The 17,584-nt window shown below is 47.0% G+C and carries 17 protein-coding genes and 1 pseudogene; 6 read left to right on the top strand and 12 right to left on the bottom strand.

Going from position 1 to position 17,584, the window contains the following annotated elements:
* Positions 1–35: 35 nt before the first annotated feature.
* Positions 36–512 carry a L,D-transpeptidase gene (locus tag ACWXW9_RS20640; protein WP_023986571.1) on the top strand — a complete coding sequence of 159 codons (477 nt, stop codon included), beginning with the start codon at positions 36–38 and terminating at the stop codon, positions 510–512.
* Between the two features lie 39 nt (positions 513–551).
* Here ACWXW9_RS20640 and ACWXW9_RS20635 read toward each other — a convergent pair whose 3' ends face one another.
* The 10 genes from ACWXW9_RS20635 to ACWXW9_RS20590 form a co-directional block, all read right to left on the bottom strand.
* Positions 552–1,382, bottom strand: coding sequence for a TolB-like translocation protein (locus ACWXW9_RS20635; RefSeq protein WP_494930934.1), 831 nt, complete (start codon positions 1,380–1,382; stop codon positions 552–554).
* A 490-nt stretch (positions 1,383–1,872) separates the two neighbouring features.
* On the bottom strand, positions 1,873–2,331 hold the full coding sequence (locus ACWXW9_RS20630; RefSeq protein ID WP_494930933.1) for a hypothetical protein: 459 nt from the start codon (positions 2,329–2,331) through the stop codon (positions 1,873–1,875).
* 48 nt (positions 2,332–2,379) lie between these two features.
* Positions 2,380–3,363, bottom strand: coding sequence for an ABC transporter ATP-binding protein (locus ACWXW9_RS20625; RefSeq protein WP_494930932.1), 984 nt, complete (start codon positions 3,361–3,363; stop codon positions 2,380–2,382).
* A complete protein-coding gene (locus ACWXW9_RS20620) occupies positions 3,344–4,372 on the bottom strand; it encodes an ABC transporter ATP-binding protein (protein WP_494930931.1) in 1,029 nt (342 codons plus the stop codon). The genes ACWXW9_RS20625 and ACWXW9_RS20620 overlap by 20 nt, the downstream gene beginning before the upstream one ends.
* Positions 4,373–4,437: 65 nt before the next feature.
* Complete coding sequence (locus tag ACWXW9_RS20615; RefSeq protein WP_494930930.1) at positions 4,438–5,283, bottom strand: ABC transporter permease; 846 nt, start codon at positions 5,281–5,283, stop codon at positions 4,438–4,440.
* Positions 5,284–5,287: 4 nt separating this feature from the next.
* On the bottom strand, positions 5,288–6,238 hold the full coding sequence (locus ACWXW9_RS20610) for an ABC transporter permease (protein ID WP_149095462.1): 951 nt from the start codon (positions 6,236–6,238) through the stop codon (positions 5,288–5,290).
* A gap of 73 nt (positions 6,239–6,311) precedes the next feature.
* Entirely contained in the window at positions 6,312–7,931 is a 1,620-nt protein-coding gene (locus ACWXW9_RS20605) for an ABC transporter substrate-binding protein (protein ID WP_494930929.1), read from the bottom strand.
* A gap of 159 nt (positions 7,932–8,090) precedes the next feature.
* The gene (locus ACWXW9_RS20600) at positions 8,091–8,453 is read right to left on the bottom strand and encodes a DUF1304 domain-containing protein (RefSeq protein WP_494930928.1); all 363 of its coding nucleotides are present in this window, start codon (positions 8,451–8,453) and stop codon (positions 8,091–8,093) included.
* A gap of 130 nt (positions 8,454–8,583) precedes the next feature.
* The gene (locus ACWXW9_RS20595) at positions 8,584–10,095 is read right to left on the bottom strand and encodes a methyl-accepting chemotaxis protein (protein ID WP_494930927.1); all 1,512 of its coding nucleotides are present in this window, start codon (positions 10,093–10,095) and stop codon (positions 8,584–8,586) included.
* Between the two features lie 259 nt (positions 10,096–10,354).
* Entirely contained in the window at positions 10,355–11,608 is a 1,254-nt protein-coding gene (locus ACWXW9_RS20590; protein WP_044644965.1) for a cation:dicarboxylate symporter family transporter, read from the bottom strand.
* Between the two features lie 206 nt (positions 11,609–11,814).
* Between ACWXW9_RS20590 and ACWXW9_RS20585 the strand changes: the two genes are divergently transcribed.
* Together ACWXW9_RS20585 and ACWXW9_RS20580 are read left to right on the top strand one after the other, a co-directional pair.
* Positions 11,815–13,116 (top strand): sensor histidine kinase, encoded by a 1,302-nt coding sequence (locus ACWXW9_RS20585; protein ID WP_494930926.1) that lies wholly within the window; start codon positions 11,815–11,817, stop codon positions 13,114–13,116.
* 5 nt (positions 13,117–13,121) lie between these two features.
* Complete coding sequence (locus ACWXW9_RS20580; RefSeq protein ID WP_494930925.1) at positions 13,122–14,051, top strand: response regulator; 930 nt, start codon at positions 13,122–13,124, stop codon at positions 14,049–14,051.
* Between the two features lie 84 nt (positions 14,052–14,135).
* Here ACWXW9_RS20580 and ACWXW9_RS20575 read toward each other — a convergent pair whose 3' ends face one another.
* Positions 14,136–14,648, bottom strand: a complete 513-nt coding sequence (locus ACWXW9_RS20575) for a MarR family transcriptional regulator (protein ID WP_494930924.1) — start codon at positions 14,646–14,648, stop codon at positions 14,136–14,138.
* Positions 14,649–14,966: 318 nt separating this feature from the next.
* Here ACWXW9_RS20575 and ACWXW9_RS20570 point away from each other — a divergent pair, with 318 nt between their 5' ends.
* From ACWXW9_RS20570 to ACWXW9_RS20560, 3 genes and pseudogenes are all read left to right on the top strand, one after another.
* A complete protein-coding gene (locus tag ACWXW9_RS20570) occupies positions 14,967–15,464 on the top strand; it encodes a DinB family protein (RefSeq protein ID WP_494930923.1) in 498 nt (165 codons plus the stop codon).
* A gap of 179 nt (positions 15,465–15,643) precedes the next feature.
* Positions 15,644–16,222, top strand: a pseudogene (locus tag ACWXW9_RS20565) (MFS transporter); the annotation flags it as partial.
* A gap of 19 nt (positions 16,223–16,241) precedes the next feature.
* Complete coding sequence (locus ACWXW9_RS20560; RefSeq protein WP_494930941.1) at positions 16,242–16,733, top strand: MFS transporter; 492 nt, start codon at positions 16,242–16,244, stop codon at positions 16,731–16,733.
* 27 nt (positions 16,734–16,760) lie between these two features.
* Here ACWXW9_RS20560 and ACWXW9_RS20555 read toward each other — a convergent pair whose 3' ends face one another.
* Positions 16,761–17,582 (bottom strand): endonuclease/exonuclease/phosphatase family protein, encoded by an 822-nt coding sequence (locus ACWXW9_RS20555; protein ID WP_494930922.1) that lies wholly within the window; start codon positions 17,580–17,582, stop codon positions 16,761–16,763.
* Positions 17,583–17,584: the final 2 nt, after the last annotated feature.

Here is a 17,584-nt window from a genome sequence, read left to right as displayed (position 1 = left end):
TCCACTCTCAACTAAACTAATGGAGGCGTTTAACAATGGGTTATCACATTATTGCTAATTTTCCATCTAATCGAGATTACAAAGGAACACTGAAAGTTTATAATGATAGTGGCAGTTTGGTATTTGGACCTGTAGAAGCTTTAGGCCGTGGATCAAATGATGCAAAAAACGGTCAGGATCATACGAACTGGAGACTTAAATATGCAGACATTCCTACGGGTGTCGCGAAAACAATTGTTTATGCTAAAGGTGATTCTGACTACTCTTATGGTCCTTATAAGCGGGTGTGGCTGAATCAAGCAGTAAGTGGGAACTTCTTGACTGCTACAAATAATGGACGCGACGAAATTATGATTCATGGCGGAGACCCTGCTAAGAGCACATCTTTAACATGGTATCCTTTGCGTCCAACATACGGTTGCATTAGACTTACTAACAGCGATCAAAGAGCACTAATTCAAGTTCTTGAGCAAAACGGTAGTTCTGGTAAGATCACAATAAGCGAAAGCTAAAAAATTAAGGGCGGAGGTAAAACTCCGCCCTTTTTTGTATTAATTTGATTTGTATTTATCAAGTTTGAACCATTGTTGAAATTCTCTCTGGCTAATTTTTTTAACAGGTTTCACTTTTTTGCTGTCCATTGAGTATCTGTATAATTTCTTTTGGTCAGATGGATACTCACTTATATAGTCAAAATTTTTCCCATTTTTATGCCATAAAATCAGGCTTGTGCTAATATAATCCGTTTCCCTAGGAAGATATATAAAGGCATCCTTTTTTGTATTATAAATGGCTATGGAGCTGCTTGATGTATCACCGTACGAAAAGGCAATTTGATCTTCTTTAGGTGACCAGTTATAAGCAGTAATTGATTCTATATTTTTTTTGCCTTTAGCCTTTAAAAGATCATTTACAATGGTAGATTTTCCGGTTTTAAGATTGATCAGTAATAACGTATCTCCCGCACTCCGATGTGCCTGTATAGCCAACCATGTATTAGAAGGAGATAATACTGCGCTCGATATATCACGCAGTTTATCATTATATCCATCTGTTTTAATGGTATAACTCTTTTCTCCTTTTTTGATCGTTATTGATGTAATAACTCTTTTCTCAGAACTTGGTGCATTTTCTAGCTCAATTTTTTTTGCCACTAACGAAATGTTGTTCTCCTTCCAAATCAACTGATTTGGGGTCTCGCTCTTTTTAAACTTAGTTATGGACTGATACACAGATGGATTTACAGCATTAACTGAACTTTGAACATACGTATTAGGGCGTAATGTACTATTAGCATTGGCAATAGAAAAACCACTTACACTTCCCACAAGCACTACACTCGACAGGAAAGCAGTAGCGTATTTTAATCTTAGATTTTTCATTTTAATTGCTCCTTTGTAAAAAAATTATTGTTCTACAGGTCTTGATCCAAGGTTTTCCTAGAAATATATCTATATACATAGACGTGAAAATCGTGAATTTGTTTCTTGTTTATTGAAAATAATTACATAACAATTGGAAAACGTTAAGGCAAGGGTGATACTTTCACCCGCTCCAGCAGAACATCCCAAGTCAAACATTCCGCCATAAGGTTGGACGACATTGGGGCTGGCAAGCGCACTTTCACGGGATTACAGAGATACCGACTCCATGCGTAAAGAAAAAAGCTGAGCAACCACCCAGCCTTACTGTTACTTATCTAGTTTAGTAAAATCCATATCCACAATCACAATCCGTTTAACACAATCATGAAAAGCACATTGACTCCCTGACTTCAAATAGAGTTCTCTAAGTGCATCAGTTATCGGCTGTAGCCTTTTCACCTTGGACATTTTCAACTTCTGTTGATTTTGCAGAACGAGTCCTACAAAGTCAACTATTAATCTGTGCAGCAGGCACAATTCGGTACAATCCCGCAGCATCTCCAGTCGCGGGACATACTTCCTGTATCGACCAACCGAACGACAGCACCTGCTCCAGCCGATCATACTCGGTCTTCGTCAGCTCGGATGTAACGGCTTCGCTTCCTTCCACCAGCGACAGCTCAGGCTCCCGACCGAACGCAGCGGCAATCCACGAACGAATGCCCCGTATCGTATTGTACTTGATCTGATATCCGTCCGTTACCGCGCTGACAAACACCTTCGGCTCTTTGGTCGCCAGCCCGGTGGCAAGCTCCGCATAATCAAAATCGGACTGTCCGTCCGACGGCAGTTCATTGTGCTGCACCCGACGGATTAGCTCCTCATCGGACCAGCCTAATCTGCGTAAAGATTCCAGCATGAGCGCGTCCCATTGGGAAATACGTACTCTTTTCGTCGATTCAGTCATCGTTTTTTGCCTCCTTATTGATCACGTACATCGTACACCAACCTTAACCTAACGGTTAACCGGGTACGCTACATAATGGCCGGGACTGATTTCACGCAGCTCAGTGGCACTCTCACCATTTTTGTCCCATGCCAAAGAACCGTCTGGTTGGGCAAAACTCGCCCCTAAATCGTCCCGCTCTCCGGCTGCTCTCGGATCAGGCACCGGGATAGAGGACAGCAGCGCCTGCGTATAAGGGTGAACAGGCTGCTCATACAGCTCATCTGCATCGGCTACCTCCACCAATCGTCCATGGTACATCACACCGATCCGGTCTGAAATATGCCGCACCATCGACAAATCATGGGCGATGAACAGATACGTCAGCCCGAACTCCTGCTGGAGATCCTCCAGCGTGTTAATGACCTGCGCCTGGATGGACACATCCAGTGCCGAAATCGGCTCGTCACAGACGATGAACTCGGGGTTCACGGATAGAGCACGAGCGATGGAAATCCGCTGGCGCTGTCCGCCGCTGAACTCATGCGAGTAGCGGTACAAATGCTCCCGCTTCAGCCCGACCTTTTCAAGTAAAGCCACGACGGCATCCTTACGCTCACTGCCCTGATGCAATCTGTGAATGTCCATCGGCTCGCCAATCAGGTCAAGCACGTTCATACCCGGGTTAAGCGAGGAATACGGGTCCTGAAAAATGCTCTGAATGCGCCGACGCAGCGGCTTGAGCTGCTTATCGTTCAGTTTGGAAATATCCTGACCGTCAAAGCGCACCGTCCCTTCCGTATAATCGTATAACCGCGTCAGGCAGCGTCCAACCGTCGATTTACCGCTGCCCGACTCGCCAACCAGTCCGAACGTCTCACCACGCTTGATCTGGAAGCTCACGCCGTCAACCGCCTTGAGTACCTCGGAGCTGCGTCCCAACAGATCCTTGGCTGTTACAAAATGCTTCTTAAGCTGGTGTACCTCCACCAAGGGATGACTTTCGCCCAATGCATTACTCGCTTCACTCACGTTAAACCCTCCCTTCCGCATGGCCCGCTTCGGGCGTCTCGTAGACTCCGGCAGGCACAGCGTCCGGCTCGTTCAGCCAGCAGGCCGCCCGTTGATCCGGGCGAAGCTCCACCATCGGCGGCCGCTCTGCACAGCGGGCAAACGCGTGCGGACACCGTTCCATGAACGGACAGCCGGACGGCGGGTCCAGCAAATCCGGCGGCGTGCCCTCAATCGGCACCAGCCGCTCGCGGAAGCCGTTCGTGCGCTGCGGCACAGAGCGCAGCAGGCCCTGCGTATACGGGTGGGCCGGACGATAAAAGATATCGTCCACGCGACCCTCCTCCATCACCATGCCGCCGTACATCACGATGACACGGCTGCACACCTGAGCGACGACGCCCAGATCATGAGTGATCAGGGCAATCGCCATGTCGGATTGCTGCTTCAACGTCTTGAGCAGCTCCAAAATTTGCGCCTGGATCGTCACGTCCAGCGCCGTGGTCGGCTCGTCAGCAATCAGCAGCTCCGGGCTGCACGAGAGCGCCATCGCGATCATCACCCGCTGACGCATCCCCCCGCTGAATTGATGCGGGTATTGGTTCATCCGGCGTTCCGGCTCGGTAATCCCCACCTGTCGCAGCAGCTCCACAGCAGCTTTCGTGGCCGCTTCCTTGCTCAGTCCCCGGTGTCTGCGAATCACCTCCACCAGATGATAGCCGACCTTCTTGACCGGGTTCAGCGAGGTCATCGGGTCTTGAAAAACCATTGCAATCTGGTTCCCGCGTATTTTACGCCATTGCTTTTCCGTCAGAGCCGTCAGACTTTCTCCTCGGTAAAAGATATCGCCATTCAGCCGTTTGCCCGGCGGGGCAATCATGGACATGATCGCTTTGGCTGTAACGCTTTTACCGCTACCGGATTCTCCTACGATTCCTACCGTTTCTCCAGCATCAATATGAAAGCTAACCCCTCGAACCGCCTGGTTCTCCCCCTCACGAGTGAAAAAGGAAACCTCCAACTGTTCGACGGACAGCAGATGTTCAGTCATTGTGTTGTCGCTCCTTTCTGTCGCTTCTGGAGCCATTGGTAATGGTTCTTGTAGCTGATTGCGAATCATCGTTTCACCAGCTTGGGTTCAAAGCCTACACGCAGCACGTCCCCCAAGACATTAAAGCTAAGCACGGTCAGTAAAATAAGCAGCCCAGGGAATAAGGCCATATATGGAGCCTGTGCAATATACCCTTGAGCATTATTCAGCATACTGCCCCACGTAGCGTTCGGCAGTTGCACACCAAAGCCGAGGAAGCTCAGTGAAGATTCCATCATAATTGCCGAAGCGATATTGTTCGTCGCCCCCACGATAATTACCGGAATCAGGTTCGGGACAATGTGCTTCAGAATGATCCCGAATGTGCTTTGTCCCGAAGCTTTGGCATACAGCACATATTCCCGTTCCCGCAGCGTCATCGTCTCTGCCCGGACCACCCGGGCAATATTCATCCACATCAGCAGGGCGATAATGACAATAATATTGCCGACGCCCGGCTTCAAAAACACACTCAACAGCAAAATAACCAAAAAAGACGGAATCGACATGATCAGCTCCAAAATCCGCATGAGCAAATTATCGATCCATCCGCCGAAATAGCCGCTCACAATGCCTACTATCGCGCCAATACTGGTCGCAATAATCATAGACGCAAAGCCCACCAGCAACGATACCCGACCGCCGTACAGCGCCCTTGTAAAATAATCCCGGCCGTAATCGTCCGTGCCAAACCAGTGTGCCGCTCCCGGCGGTTGGAGTCGTTCCAGCACGTTCAGCTTGTTCGGGTCCTGCGGCGACAGAAAAGCGAAGATTGCCCCCAGCGAGAATACGATCAATATAATGAGGGCGGCGGCGCCCATTTTGCTCGTCATCAGCTCGATCCCGATGTTGCGCCATTTGCTCCGATTCATGAGTTCACCTCGTTGATTTAATTCTCGGGTCCGCGATGCTGTACAAAATATCCGCAAGCAGATTGCCCAGGATCAGCAGCAGGGCGGAAAACAGTGTAATGCCCATAATAACAGGATAATCCATCCCTTTTACCGCCGTCATGCCCAGCGAGCCAATACCCGGCCAGGAAAATACCGTCTCGGTTACGATGGCTCCGGCTACCAGATCCGCAACCGACATACCAAGCAGCGTAATGATAGGCAGTAGCACATGCTTGAGCACATGCCGAAATAAAACCAGTCGTTTGCCAGACCCGAACGCATATTGAATCTGCACGTATTCTTCCTTGAGCTGCGTTATTGTACTGGAACGGATATACCTCACATACACAGATAAAAATCCGAAGGCCAGCACAAAACACGGTAAAATCCCATGCTTGATCACATCCAGCGCGGAGTCCGTTCCAATGGTACGCATCCCCGTACTTGGAAGCCAATGCAGATAAATAGCAAACAAATAAATAAGTAAAATGCCAAGCCAAAACAACGGTACAGAAATCCCGATGTATGACATCAGGTTAATCAGCTTGTCGATCCAGCGGTTCCGATTGGCGGCAGCCGTCAAGCCGAGTGGAATCGCAATCAGGACAGCCAGTACAATGGATGCACCCATTAATCCGGCGGTAGCCGGGAGGCGATCCAGAATCTGATCCAGTACCGGCTGGTGATTAATGAGCGAATAGCCCAGATCACCCGTCAGGCTTTTTTTGAGCCACAACATGTACTGCACATAAGCAGGCTGATCCAGCCCCAAGCTGTGCCTCATACGTTCGATATCTTCCAGATGCATATTCGGTGTAACAAAAGAGAGAACCGGATCACCTGGAGCCAGCTTGATCAAGCCGAAGCAGACGATGGATACGAAAAATAGCATCGGTATAACTTGCAGCAATCTTCTGGCGATGAGTTGTCTCATACGTTTCTCTTCCCCTTGCTGTTCTCGAAAAAAATAAGCTGGTTCTCCCAGCTTATTTTTTGAAAACCCTGTCTTATTTGTGATAAATTTTGGACAAATCTTCGAAAATCACGACCGGTTTCAGCACAGCCTGATCAATGCCGCCATACTGCTTGTCGAATGCTACAATCGTTTTTGTATAAGCAATCGGGTAGATAACTGCATCATCAGCCAAAATCTCTTGTACCTTTTTATAGATTTCTCCACGTTTGGTCGTATCCGACTCTCCCGCGCCCTCTTCCAGCAGCTTATCCACTTCTTTGTTGGAATAATGCGAATAGTTGGAGGACGATCCAGTGTTGTACAAAATACGGTACGCATCCGGGTCATAACCCATGATATAGCCGCTGATCGCCAGATCGAAGTCCTTGGCATTCGTATCGACGAATTTTTGCGACCAAGCCGAGGAATCCATGCTATTTACATCCAACTGAACGCCGATATCCTTCAACTTCTGCTGAATGTACAGCGCTTGTGCCTCTTGCACCTTATTACCGCCCGGGATAATAATGCGCAGCTTCAGTCCTTCAGCTCCAGCCGATTTCAGCAGTTCTTTCGCCTTGTTCACATCATTATTGAAAAATGGAACATCGTTCGTGTGATACAGCACGTCTTGTGTCAGTGCAGACTTCGCAGTATCCGCATAATCCTTGGAGCCATAAGATACTTGAATCAACTCATCCTGATTCAGCGCATAAGAGAGTGCCTGACGCACTTCTTTTTTGTTCAACTGCTTCGTGTCACTGTTCTCATTAAACATCAGATAAGCCAAACGGCCTTCGCTGTATGGGAAAATGTCGAACTTCCCGGTTGCTTTAATCGTCTCCACATTTTGCGGGTCTACATAGTTAACATTGATTTCGCCATTCTGGAGCGCCAAACTCGCAGCATTCGAATCCTTCACAATTCGATACGTTACAGAGTCCAGATGCGGCTTGCCGCCAAAATAGTTATCGAACCGTTCCAGCGAAACGTACTCGCCGGTTTTGTATTCCTTGAATTTGAAAGGACCCGATCCGACAGGAGTGTTGTTTTTGGTGCTTTTCTCAATATCCGCTTCGTTCTCGAAAACATGCTTCGGAATCGGGGATACCTGTACCAGCGCCGCTTCAAAAGCAGGAGCTGCCTGCGGAAGCTTGAAATCCACCGTGGTATCATCAACCTTGCTCACCTGAACCGGCTTGCCGTTGATCATGAAATTACTTCTCAAAAAGCTGTGCTGCTTCTCGTCCAAAATTTTATTGATCGTGAACACAACATCGTCAGCCGTCAGCTTTTCGCCATCATGCCAGGTCAGATTCTTTTTCAGCTTCAGCGTGTACGTCAGCTTGTCTGCCGAAGGAGTCAGGCTATCTGCCAGATAGAATGTCTTCTTGCCGTTGTTCACCTGAAACAAAGGTGCGAATATCGCCTGATCTATCGTCAGACTCACCCGGTCACCCGCATAGTTCGGGTTCAGCACCACTGGATCGGCTTGTACACCGATGATCAGGCTGCCGCCTTCCTTTGGCTGCCCGTTATCAGATGTTGTAGCATTTGTATTCGCTGCACTATCATTTGTCGCAGACGAAGAACCGGAATTCCCGCCAGAGCAGGCACTTACCACCAACATTAATATGATCAATACAAATACACCAGTCCAATTACGACGCATGTCTCTAGCCTCCGAGTTCTCTAAGTGTGTAATAAAAAATATTATAAATCGGAATAATCGGATTTACAATCAATTAAAAACTACCTATTCCTCTTTTCATTAGAAGTTCAGACATTATGTGATCGAAATTAGCAAAAAAACACCCGATTAGGGTGTCTTTTAGAAGACCAGCAAACCGATTAATGCCAGCAACGCAGGTAAACCTTGTTTCAGTAAAATGGATTTATTGGACGTCAATGCACCATAAATCGCAGCCACCAGAACACAAATCACAAAGAACAGTTGAATCTGTTGCCCTACCGCAGCATCCGGGTACAGCAGCCCCCACACCAGCCCGGCAGCCAGAAACCCGTTGTACAACCCTTGATTCGCAGCCAGTGACTTGGTCACTCCCGCCAGCTCCTTGGAGGTGCCGAACGTGCGAATCGCCCGTGGAGTCGTCCACAAAAACATTTCCAATATTAAAATATACACATGCTCCAGAGCAACAATCCCAACCAATATTGAACTGATCAAGCTCAAGTATATTCCTCTTTTCCACACAAGTTATGATGAAGTAACTTTTTAAATCTATTCCCGAAAAGTATAATGGTTCTTCCAAAAACAGTAAAGAGGCCGAGCCTAATGCCCGACCTTATTCCTGCATAAACCCTTACATCGTTCTCGCAAAATCAAGCAATGCTTTGGACATGCTGTTAATCTCGTCCGTAGATGCATTCACCTGCTGCGTGAGCGCAGCCTGTGTCTGCGTCAACGTAGACATGTTGCCGATGTTATGCAAAATCCGCTCGATGAGCGTCTTCATTTCGTCCAGACTGGTCTCAATATTTCCGGTCGCATCGGCGCTGTGAATGGCAAGCTTCCTTACTTCATCCGCAACTACAGCAAAACCGCGTCCCTGTTCACCCGCACGGGATGCCTCGATCGCCGCATTCAGCCCAAGCAGATTCGTTTGATTGGCAATCTCTTTAATGAAGTTGGAAATGTTTTGTGTCTCTTCCGCGCTGACTTTGGCCTGATTAGCCGCCTCAGTCGATTGCTCTTGAGCCGTAGCCAGCTCCTGCGCCTGATTACTAACCGAGTTGACACCATTCACCATTTCCGCGATGGAATCCGAAAGATGCTGTATTTTGAGCGTGAGCTCGTCCGCAACGGACTGCTTTTGTTTTTCCAACGTTACATCACGGATAGTACCTGCCATGCGAATTGGTACTCCCTTACTGTCACGTATGCTTCCCCCACTATTATAATACCAGCGGTATTCGCCATTTTTATTCTGCAAGCGGCAAGTTACTTCATAGGGAGTGCGATCTGAAAAATCATTCAAATGGTCATTCAACGCTTTAAACGCTATTTCAACATCATCTGGATGCAAGCGTGAACTCCAACTGCTAAGCACACTCGGAAAGTCTTTCTCATCACTAAAGCCCATCGTTTTGCGAAATTGCGGTGACCACCAAAATTCACTATTTGGATTTTCTACATCTCCATCAACCAGGATGATGTCGTATGGAGCTTCAATTAATACACGGTTAACAAGGTCATACCTTGTAACCATGGCCTCCAGCTCCTCGGACTTGATCTTCTGATCGTGCACATCCAGCAAAGCACCGGCAATCCGAAGCGGTACTCCCTGATGATCGCGAATCGTTGTTCCAGTCGCACGGAACCAACGGTATTCGCCATGCTTCAGCTTCAAGCGATACTGAATGTCATAAGGAGTTTTTCCGGTATGATCCAGCAAATGGTCCGCCAACGCTGCCAATACCCAGTCATAATCCTCCGGATGTAACCGGGATGCCCAGCTATCCAATACATTTGGGAAATCTTTCTCGCTCTGATACCCCAGCATGGAACGGAATTCATCTGTCCATGTGAACGTATTACTTGGATTGACGGGATCACCTGCAATGACTTCCATATCCCATAAGCCGACTTCTATGGCCTTGGTAACGAGCTTCAGTCGAATGTCGACATGTCGAGCCTCATTTTTGATGGATTCAAGCGCTTGGTTGACATTGTTTGCGATTTCTTGAACCTCAGAAGATGCAGAGGATAGTTGTATTGCGGCAGAGTAGTCTCTCTGCTGTATTTTTTGCGACAATTTGCGGCTTTCTTCCACTAAAGGAGCAAGTGATTGAGCCTCGTTTTTTTTGAGAAACATGATATGATCTTCCCTTCTGAACCAATGTTTGAAACGGTATATTTTATATCGGAATATTATCAATAATCATTATAAATAAAAATGAAATTAATTAGGTAAAAAGAACCATTTTTTAAGGCCATATGCCCAAATATTCATAGATAAAATATCGAAAAATGTCGAATAAGGGAGGAACCTCTCAGGTCTGGAAACGAAAAGAACACCCTCGCACTTACTCTGCAAGAGTGTTCTTTTCGGCAAATATTCGGTTTATTCGATTTTATTTCAAAGAAGCAGCATATTCCTCGCCTTTTTCCTTATCGTATTCGCCTTCCCATTTGGACATGACCACGGCGGCAAGCGAGTTGCCTAATACATTGACTACCGTACGCGCCATATCGAGAATACGATCAATACCAGCGATAAAGGCCAAGCCTTCCAGCGGAAGGTTCACTGATCCCAGTGTAGCGAGCAAAACTACAAAGGAAGCGCCCGGCACACCTGCCATACCTTTGGAAGAAATAATCAGCACTAGCATCAGCGTGATCTGTGTAGTGATCGGCAGATCAATACCATACATCTGGGCGATGAAGATCGCAGCCAGCGCCTGATACAAGGTGGAACCGTCCTGATTAAAGGAATATCCTATCGGAATGACAAAGGAAGTAATTCCTTTCGGACATCCGAACTTCTCCATTTTCTCCATGATCTTAGGCAGGACACTTTCCGAGCTGGCCGTTGAGTAGGCAAGTAGCAGCTCACTTTTCAAAATTTTGACCATAGTCCAGAGACGAGTACCGCAGAGCTTGGCGATAATTCCAAAAACAATCACAATGAATAGCAGCATGGAGCCGTACACCGACAAAACAAGCTTCAATAACGGCCACAATGATGCCAGCCCAAACTTGGCTACTGTCGTTCCAATCAGTGCAAATACACCGAACGGAGCCAGGCGCATCACCTGATTGGTTACCCAGAACATAGCGTCGGCTACGCCTTCGAAGAAATTCAGCACAGGCTTGCCCTTGTTACCAATCGCCGCTACCCCTAGTCCGAACAAGACGGAGAAGAAGATAATAGCCAGCATATCCCCTTCGCCCAGCGCTTGAAAAATATTAGTAGGCACAATATGCACAATCGTATCCATAAAGCTGTGGCCTGACTTTTCAGCCGTCTCCACGTAGCTATGGATATCACTCTTGGCCAGGTGGGACATGTCTACACCGTCTCCGGGACGAACCAGATTCGCAACCAGCAATCCGAAAAGGATGGCAATGGTCGTCACAATTTCAAAGTACACAATAGACTTTCCGCCGAGCTTGCCCAGCTTTTTAATATCTCCGACGCCGGCTACGCCTATAATAAGAGTTGAGATCACAATAGGCACGACAATCATCTTAATCAACCGGATAAAAATATCGCCGATCGGCTTTAAGTAGACTTCCACCCCTGAATTGCCGTAAAATAAGGCACCAATAATAATACCTAAAGCCAGACCGATAAAGATTTGCATTGTCAAATTAATCTTTTTCACTTCGTGTCCCCCCTGGCTGATTTGTATATTTTTGCAGTATGCTGTTCTTAATATTCAAATGGTGTTATTTATACTACAGTCTGATCTATAAAAACCGACAATTATCTACACCTGTATTTGTTTTTTTTCAATAAATTCACCATTTTAATGTTGGATTGTGAATTTATCTCACATTGCCTTTCTAATAACATAGGAGGTGAATAATTATGAAGCTGAATATCCTCCTTTTCCTGCTTATGCTTGTGGTCGTACCATTGGCGGGCGAGCTGAATATTCACCCTTTCTCTAATACATTTCGTCTCAGCTTTGGCACGCCTGTATTTTTTTTCTTTCTGCTATCTATTCGTCATATTCCGCCTGCATTATCAGGACTGCTTACAGGCATAGCCGTGGTGGCCTTTCGCATCTCACTCAGTTATTTCACTCACCCCGGCCCTTCCTTCGAAGAGCTGGTGACCCTGCACGGGCCTACCTTTTTTTATTACATGGTCTACGGCCTGCTCTTTCAGGTCCTTAACATTAATGCCGAGCCCTACCGCGCTCTCCGGGTAGGCATTCTCTCCGTGGGTATAGAGGTTGCGGCAAGCGTGGCGGAACTTAGCGTCCGGTGGAGCATTGACGGGGAATTCTGGGACATCGTCAAGATCAGCAAAGTGGCTCTCATGGCCATGATCCGCAGCTTCTTCGTGCTCGGGTTCTACAATATCATTCGCCTGAAGCAGTCCGTTCAGCATGAAGAGGCCCAAAGACAGCAGACCGAACGGATTCTGCTTCTGGTATCGGATCTGTATGAGGAGTCCGTCCAGCTCGGCAAAACCCTGTCGCATACAGAGCAGATCACCCGTGAAAGCTACGAGCTATATCGGGAGTTGCAGCAGGCTGAATCTCTGGAAGACAGGGACCGTTACGCCAGACAGGCACTCCGTATTTCCGGACAGGTTCATGAGATCAAAAAAGACAGTCAGCGGATTTTTGCCGGGCTGTCCAAGCTGATTGATGCGGAAAGCGGAGTGCATTACATGCCTTCTCGGGAGCTTGGGGAGCTGATCGTCCGAACGAACCGCAAATATGCCCAAGCGCTGGACAAGCCCATTCATTTCACCCTGCATGTTGACTCTTTACTGCCCAAGTTGCATGTTTATACGGTTTTGACACTCATTAATAATCTGACAGCCAATGCGGTTGAAGCGATGAAGGACAACGGAAGTATTGACGTTTCCATTCGGTTTCTACCGGGAAAAGAGGACACCGTAACCTTTAGCGTCACGGACAACGGCCCGGGGATTCCTCAGCGCAAACGGGAAATGGTCTTCACACCGGGGTATACAACCAAGTATGATGAGGAAGGACAGCCTTCGACTGGCATGGGATTGTTTTATGTGCGCGAGGTCGCGGAGAGCCTCGGAGGAACGATTGTGCTGCAACAGGAAGAAGAACACACAGACAGGGTACGGACCACTTTTACAGTCACATTGCCTTTACGGAAACTGACGGAGAAAGGAAGATAGCCCGGATGCGTTTTTATATTGTGGATGACGATCAGGGAATTCGTTCTATGCTGGCAGACATTATTGAAGATGAAGGTTTAGGTGAGGTTATCGGGGAAGCGGAGGACGGTTCCTATGTGAACAGCGATCTACTGGAGCTTAACCGGATTGATATATTACTCATTGACCTGCTGATGCCGATTCGTGATGGCATTCAGACGGTACGCGCGCTCGGTGATCATTTCAGCGGCAAAATCATTATGATTTCCCGCATTGAATCCAAAAATATGATCGGCGAGGCCTACTCACTCGGTATTGAATACTACATTGCCAAGCCCTTGAATCGACTGGAGATTATTGCAGTGATTCATAAGGTGTCCGAGCGTTTGCGCATGCAGCAATCGATCACGGATATCCAGCGCACGCTACAGGGACTGTCGATGTTCGCATCGACAGGACCATCGGCAACGATAGAACCCACCAAAAAGATCACAACTTCCGGACAGTTTCTGCTCTCCGAAATGGGAATGATCGGCGAAGCGGGGAGTATGGATCTGCTGGATATGCTGGAATATCTGGACCAGTATGAGGAGGAAACGGGTAACCTGTCCCCCTACATGTTCCCGCCGTTGAAGGATATCTTCGCGAATGTAGCCTTGAGACGGCTGGGAAGCTCTGCTTCTGCGGCAGAGCTAAGCAAGGAAATCAAGGCATCTGAGCAGCGCGTCCGCCGCGCCATTTTCCAGACGCTAAGCCATATCGTGTCGCTCGGATTGACGGATTACACTCACCCTAAATTTGAAAATTATGCGTCTAAATTTTTTGATTTTACAGAAATCCGCAAAAAAATGCTGGAGCTGCAAAACAATGTGGAGCCCTCGCTGTCTCAAGCCCGTATTAATACGAAGAAATTTGTACAGGTGTTCTATATGGAGGCCAAAAGGCTATTGCATTAGAAAAGCACCTGCATATCCCTAATGTGTCTGCCACATGAGAAGGGTACGCAGATGCCGTTTTGTTAAAAAAATGCCGATGATCTTCTAGTCTTTTGGTTCCTCACTCTTGTCATGGAGTTCCAGGGCCTCCAAAAAACCGACACCGTCAGACAACAAGCGTTTCAAGACATTTAATTCCTCCGTGCTGTAACGATCTAAAAATTGAAGTAACTGATGCTGTACTTTAACGTGAAGCCGCTCATGCACAAGAAAGAGCTTTTTCCCCAACGGGGTTAGACGAAAGTAAATTTCTTTTTTGTTGTCGTTAAGCTGGGTTCTGCGAATCCAGCCTTCCTTGAGCAGCTTGGTGCTAACTTTCGAAACCGTACCTTTGCTCAGCTCAATCCGATCCGCTAATGTCGTAACATTAATCGGCTCATGCCTCCCGATACAGTCAATGACGTGAACATCAGTCAGTTTGAGCGAAGCATTCCCATCAAAATGCTCGTGGACTTCTTCGAGAAAAGACATACTCTCTCTCTGCTGATACTGCTCCAGCTGATGGTTAGTTTTGATAAGCAGGTCATAGACGTGCTGAATGATTGTGGCTTTTTCCATACAAACCGATAGTCACTCCTTTGGCGTATCCCTCCGTTCATTATAGCTTGAATTTGTTTCAAAAGAAACAATACAAGATGCGAAAATCTCCCCTTTAACATTTTCGCATCTAAATAAAAATCATAATGACTCATTATTTTAGTTTCTCATGAAACAATTTTATTGTATTTCCATTGAGAATAATTATCAACTACTTTTTTTCAGAAAATTCTTCTCTCTCGCAAACCATGCTTTAATTTTCATTTCCAAAAATTTAATTGTATAATCGTAAAATGAGAATAAGCTAGTACATGCTCTCCATAGAAGGGATGATCATACATGTCGGATGCAAACCAATTATTCGGTCAAGCACTGGTTAAATCGCTGGTCGGTGAACGTGGACATATTCGAGTGGCTCGGGCTTTACCGGATATCGACATCGAGCTGGCAGGGAAGAAAAATGCAGAAATGCCCTACAGTATTTATCAACTGTTGAAGCATATGAGCTACTGGCAGCAATTTATGCTGGAGCATTTGGAAGGTCGGAAGCCCCAGCTTCCGGGCAATGTGATGGAAAGCTGGCCCGAAGAAATCGGACCGCAAAGTGAAGAAGCATGGAAAGCTGTCATTAACGAATTTTTACAGGGCGTAGATCAGGCTGTAAAGATTGCAGAAACTGCTCAACTGGATGATTCACTGGCCCATTTCCCCGGTGAAACGAAAGCGGGACTGCTGCGGAATATCGCTTCCCACAACTCATATCATTTGGGCGAAATCGTGCTGCTGCGCCGTATTTATGGAGCTTGGCCGCCGCCTGGAGGGGGCTTTCCCGCTTAAAGGGTACAGAATTAGGCACAGTAAGGAACACAACTGCGTATCCTATGGGAGAACTCACTCCCCTTGTGCCCTGCTTACTTCATATTCATCCTACCTTGATTTGAAGCCCTTCATGCGTAATCAGGAGCAATCAGAAGAACGGTTTCCATGATGCAAGCTCAAAGAGAGGTTTCGAGGATATGAAGAGGCGTATACATTTAAACCATAATATCGTCTGTATGATTGTCATCAGTCTTATTGCTAACATGAGTGGGAGTATGATCCTCCCGCTCTTTGCTATTTATGTAGAACAGTTCGGCATATCCGCACTCAGCATGAGTATTTTATTTTCTCTATTTTATGTGGGAAGATTTCTCGGTGGAGGCTTGGCAGGACGAATTTATGAAAAGATTGGCGCAAAGCGCTTGGGGCTGAGCTTACTCTTGGCTGAGATTATTTGTATGCTCTTGTTCCCGATTGCAAAAAGCTTCATCATTCTATCCATCCTTAGACTCCTTCAAGGCTTGGTGGCGATAGGATTAACCGTGTTTGTAAGAGTCACCATCAACCAGATCAGTACCACGGAGAATAGAGGTATCCTCAATGGATATATCAGCAGCAGCGAAGGGGCAGGTACGATTTTAGGACCTATCATGAGCGGAGTGATTGTTTCCTATTTTACTCTATCTGTTCCATTCTATTTCGTTGCTATGTTTTCTTGCATCTCCTTCGTTGCCGTCTCCAGAATGACGTTCCCCAGTCCTCCTTCCAAACCTCAGCCACAGCACGAGCCCCTTCATAAGCCGAAAGTTCCACTGGAGCCCTGTAGAAATCAGCCTGGCTTTTACCATCATCGGGATATCGACGTTTGTATCGGCACCCTTTATCGGCAAAGGTTCGGACCTGCTCAAAGATCGCTTAATGCTCAGTATCATCGGCCTGTTGCTGATCATGGTGGAAATAACCTTGTTTCTGTGGTTCACTGAACCGTGGATTGTATACTTGGGGATGTTCATCGGAGGCATTGGCGGAGCCAGCTATCTGGATTCTTTTTACTCGCAACTGGGGGATGTCATTCCTGAGGAAAACAGAAGTTCATTTATCGGCAACGTTGTATCCCTCTCGGAATTAGGGGCTATTGTTTCTCCAATCATCGCAGGCGTACTCATTGAACGCTTTAACATAAATGCCCCTTTTTATTACAACATGATATTAGTGCTTATGGCTATTGTTATCCAATACTTCATTCGGTTAAAGTTGAAATCCTCAAGAAAAAGGCCACTTGCATAAGCAGGCAGCCTGTTCTTTTACCTATAATTACAGCTCCAATTCAACTGCAACCCCGAAATGATCGGATACGACTGATCCCGTTTTTCCGTTCAGCACGACGGTTGAAGATTGAACCTGTACGGGTTTGTTGGAAAAAACATAGTCAATGCGGAGCGGCTCCGCATTACTTTCCCAGCCAGCAATAGCTTTAATCACCGTATAGCCTTCATCACGTACCGTTGCGTTCGGATAGGTGTCCGACCAGCCGGATTGCAGCACATAGTCATACCCTTCCCCGCGCACTTCAGCCGCATTGTTGAAATCCCCCATCATAAAAACAGGCGTCGGCGCAAAAGGATTCAACACCTCCGTTGTACGGTCCCATAGTCCACGGAAGGATTCCTCATCATTCCACCAGTTGTAGTGCCCGCTCACAAACCATGCCGATACTCCATCCACCGCAGTTTGCACGCCCACAATTTTGCGGGATCGGTAGTTGTCATAGTCCCGTAGCGAGGAAACATATTCGCTCACCGTGTCTGTAATCGGTGTTTTGGACAAAATCGCCAAGCCCTCATCGTATTTGGCAAAGCCAATATGTGCGGGGGCCCACGTCCAATAATAGGTATCGGACAATAACCCGTTCAGCACATAAGCGTAATTATCACGCTTAATGACCACCTCAGGATCAGCACTATAGTAAGCTCCCAAATCGTCCGGCGATAAAGGAGCCTCGTCTATGGACTGGTTCACTTCCTGCAAAGCAATGACATCGAACTGCTGCTCATGAATAAAAGCGGCCAGTTGTTTTAGCTTTTCAAGCTGATTTTCTTCCATCCAAGCATGTACATTTAAGGTTAACAATTTCAAAG

This window comes from Paenibacillus sp. LT-B23 (assembly GCF_059417685.1).
The sequence above is the reverse complement of the archived record's forward strand: the minus strand, read 5'-3'. Positions and strand labels throughout refer to the sequence as shown.

Coding starts and splice junctions, on each gene's coding strand:
- ACWXW9_RS20640 (WP_023986571.1), top strand. CDS start 36: ATGGGTTATCACATTATTGCTAATTTTCCATCTAATCGAGATTACAAA.
- ACWXW9_RS20635 (WP_494930934.1), bottom strand. CDS start 1,382: ATGAAAAATCTAAGATTAAAATACGCTACTGCTTTCCTGTCGAGTGTA.
- ACWXW9_RS20630 (WP_494930933.1), bottom strand. CDS start 2,331: ATGACTGAATCGACGAAAAGAGTACGTATTTCCCAATGGGACGCGCTC.
- ACWXW9_RS20625 (WP_494930932.1), bottom strand. CDS start 3,363: ATGCGGAAGGGAGGGTTTAACGTGAGTGAAGCGAGTAATGCATTGGGC.
- ACWXW9_RS20620 (WP_494930931.1), bottom strand. CDS start 4,372: ATGACTGAACATCTGCTGTCCGTCGAACAGTTGGAGGTTTCCTTTTTC.
- ACWXW9_RS20615 (WP_494930930.1), bottom strand. CDS start 5,283: ATGAATCGGAGCAAATGGCGCAACATCGGGATCGAGCTGATGACGAGC.
- ACWXW9_RS20610 (WP_149095462.1), bottom strand. CDS start 6,238: ATGAGACAACTCATCGCCAGAAGATTGCTGCAAGTTATACCGATGCTA.
- ACWXW9_RS20605 (WP_494930929.1), bottom strand. CDS start 7,931: ATGCGTCGTAATTGGACTGGTGTATTTGTATTGATCATATTAATGTTG.
- ACWXW9_RS20595 (WP_494930927.1), bottom strand. CDS start 10,095: ATGTTTCTCAAAAAAAACGAGGCTCAATCACTTGCTCCTTTAGTGGAA.
- ACWXW9_RS20585 (WP_494930926.1), top strand. CDS start 11,815: ATGAAGCTGAATATCCTCCTTTTCCTGCTTATGCTTGTGGTCGTACCA.
- ACWXW9_RS20580 (WP_494930925.1), top strand. CDS start 13,122: ATGCGTTTTTATATTGTGGATGACGATCAGGGAATTCGTTCTATGCTG.
- ACWXW9_RS20575 (WP_494930924.1), bottom strand. CDS start 14,648: ATGGAAAAAGCCACAATCATTCAGCACGTCTATGACCTGCTTATCAAA.
- ACWXW9_RS20570 (WP_494930923.1), top strand. CDS start 14,967: ATGTCGGATGCAAACCAATTATTCGGTCAAGCACTGGTTAAATCGCTG.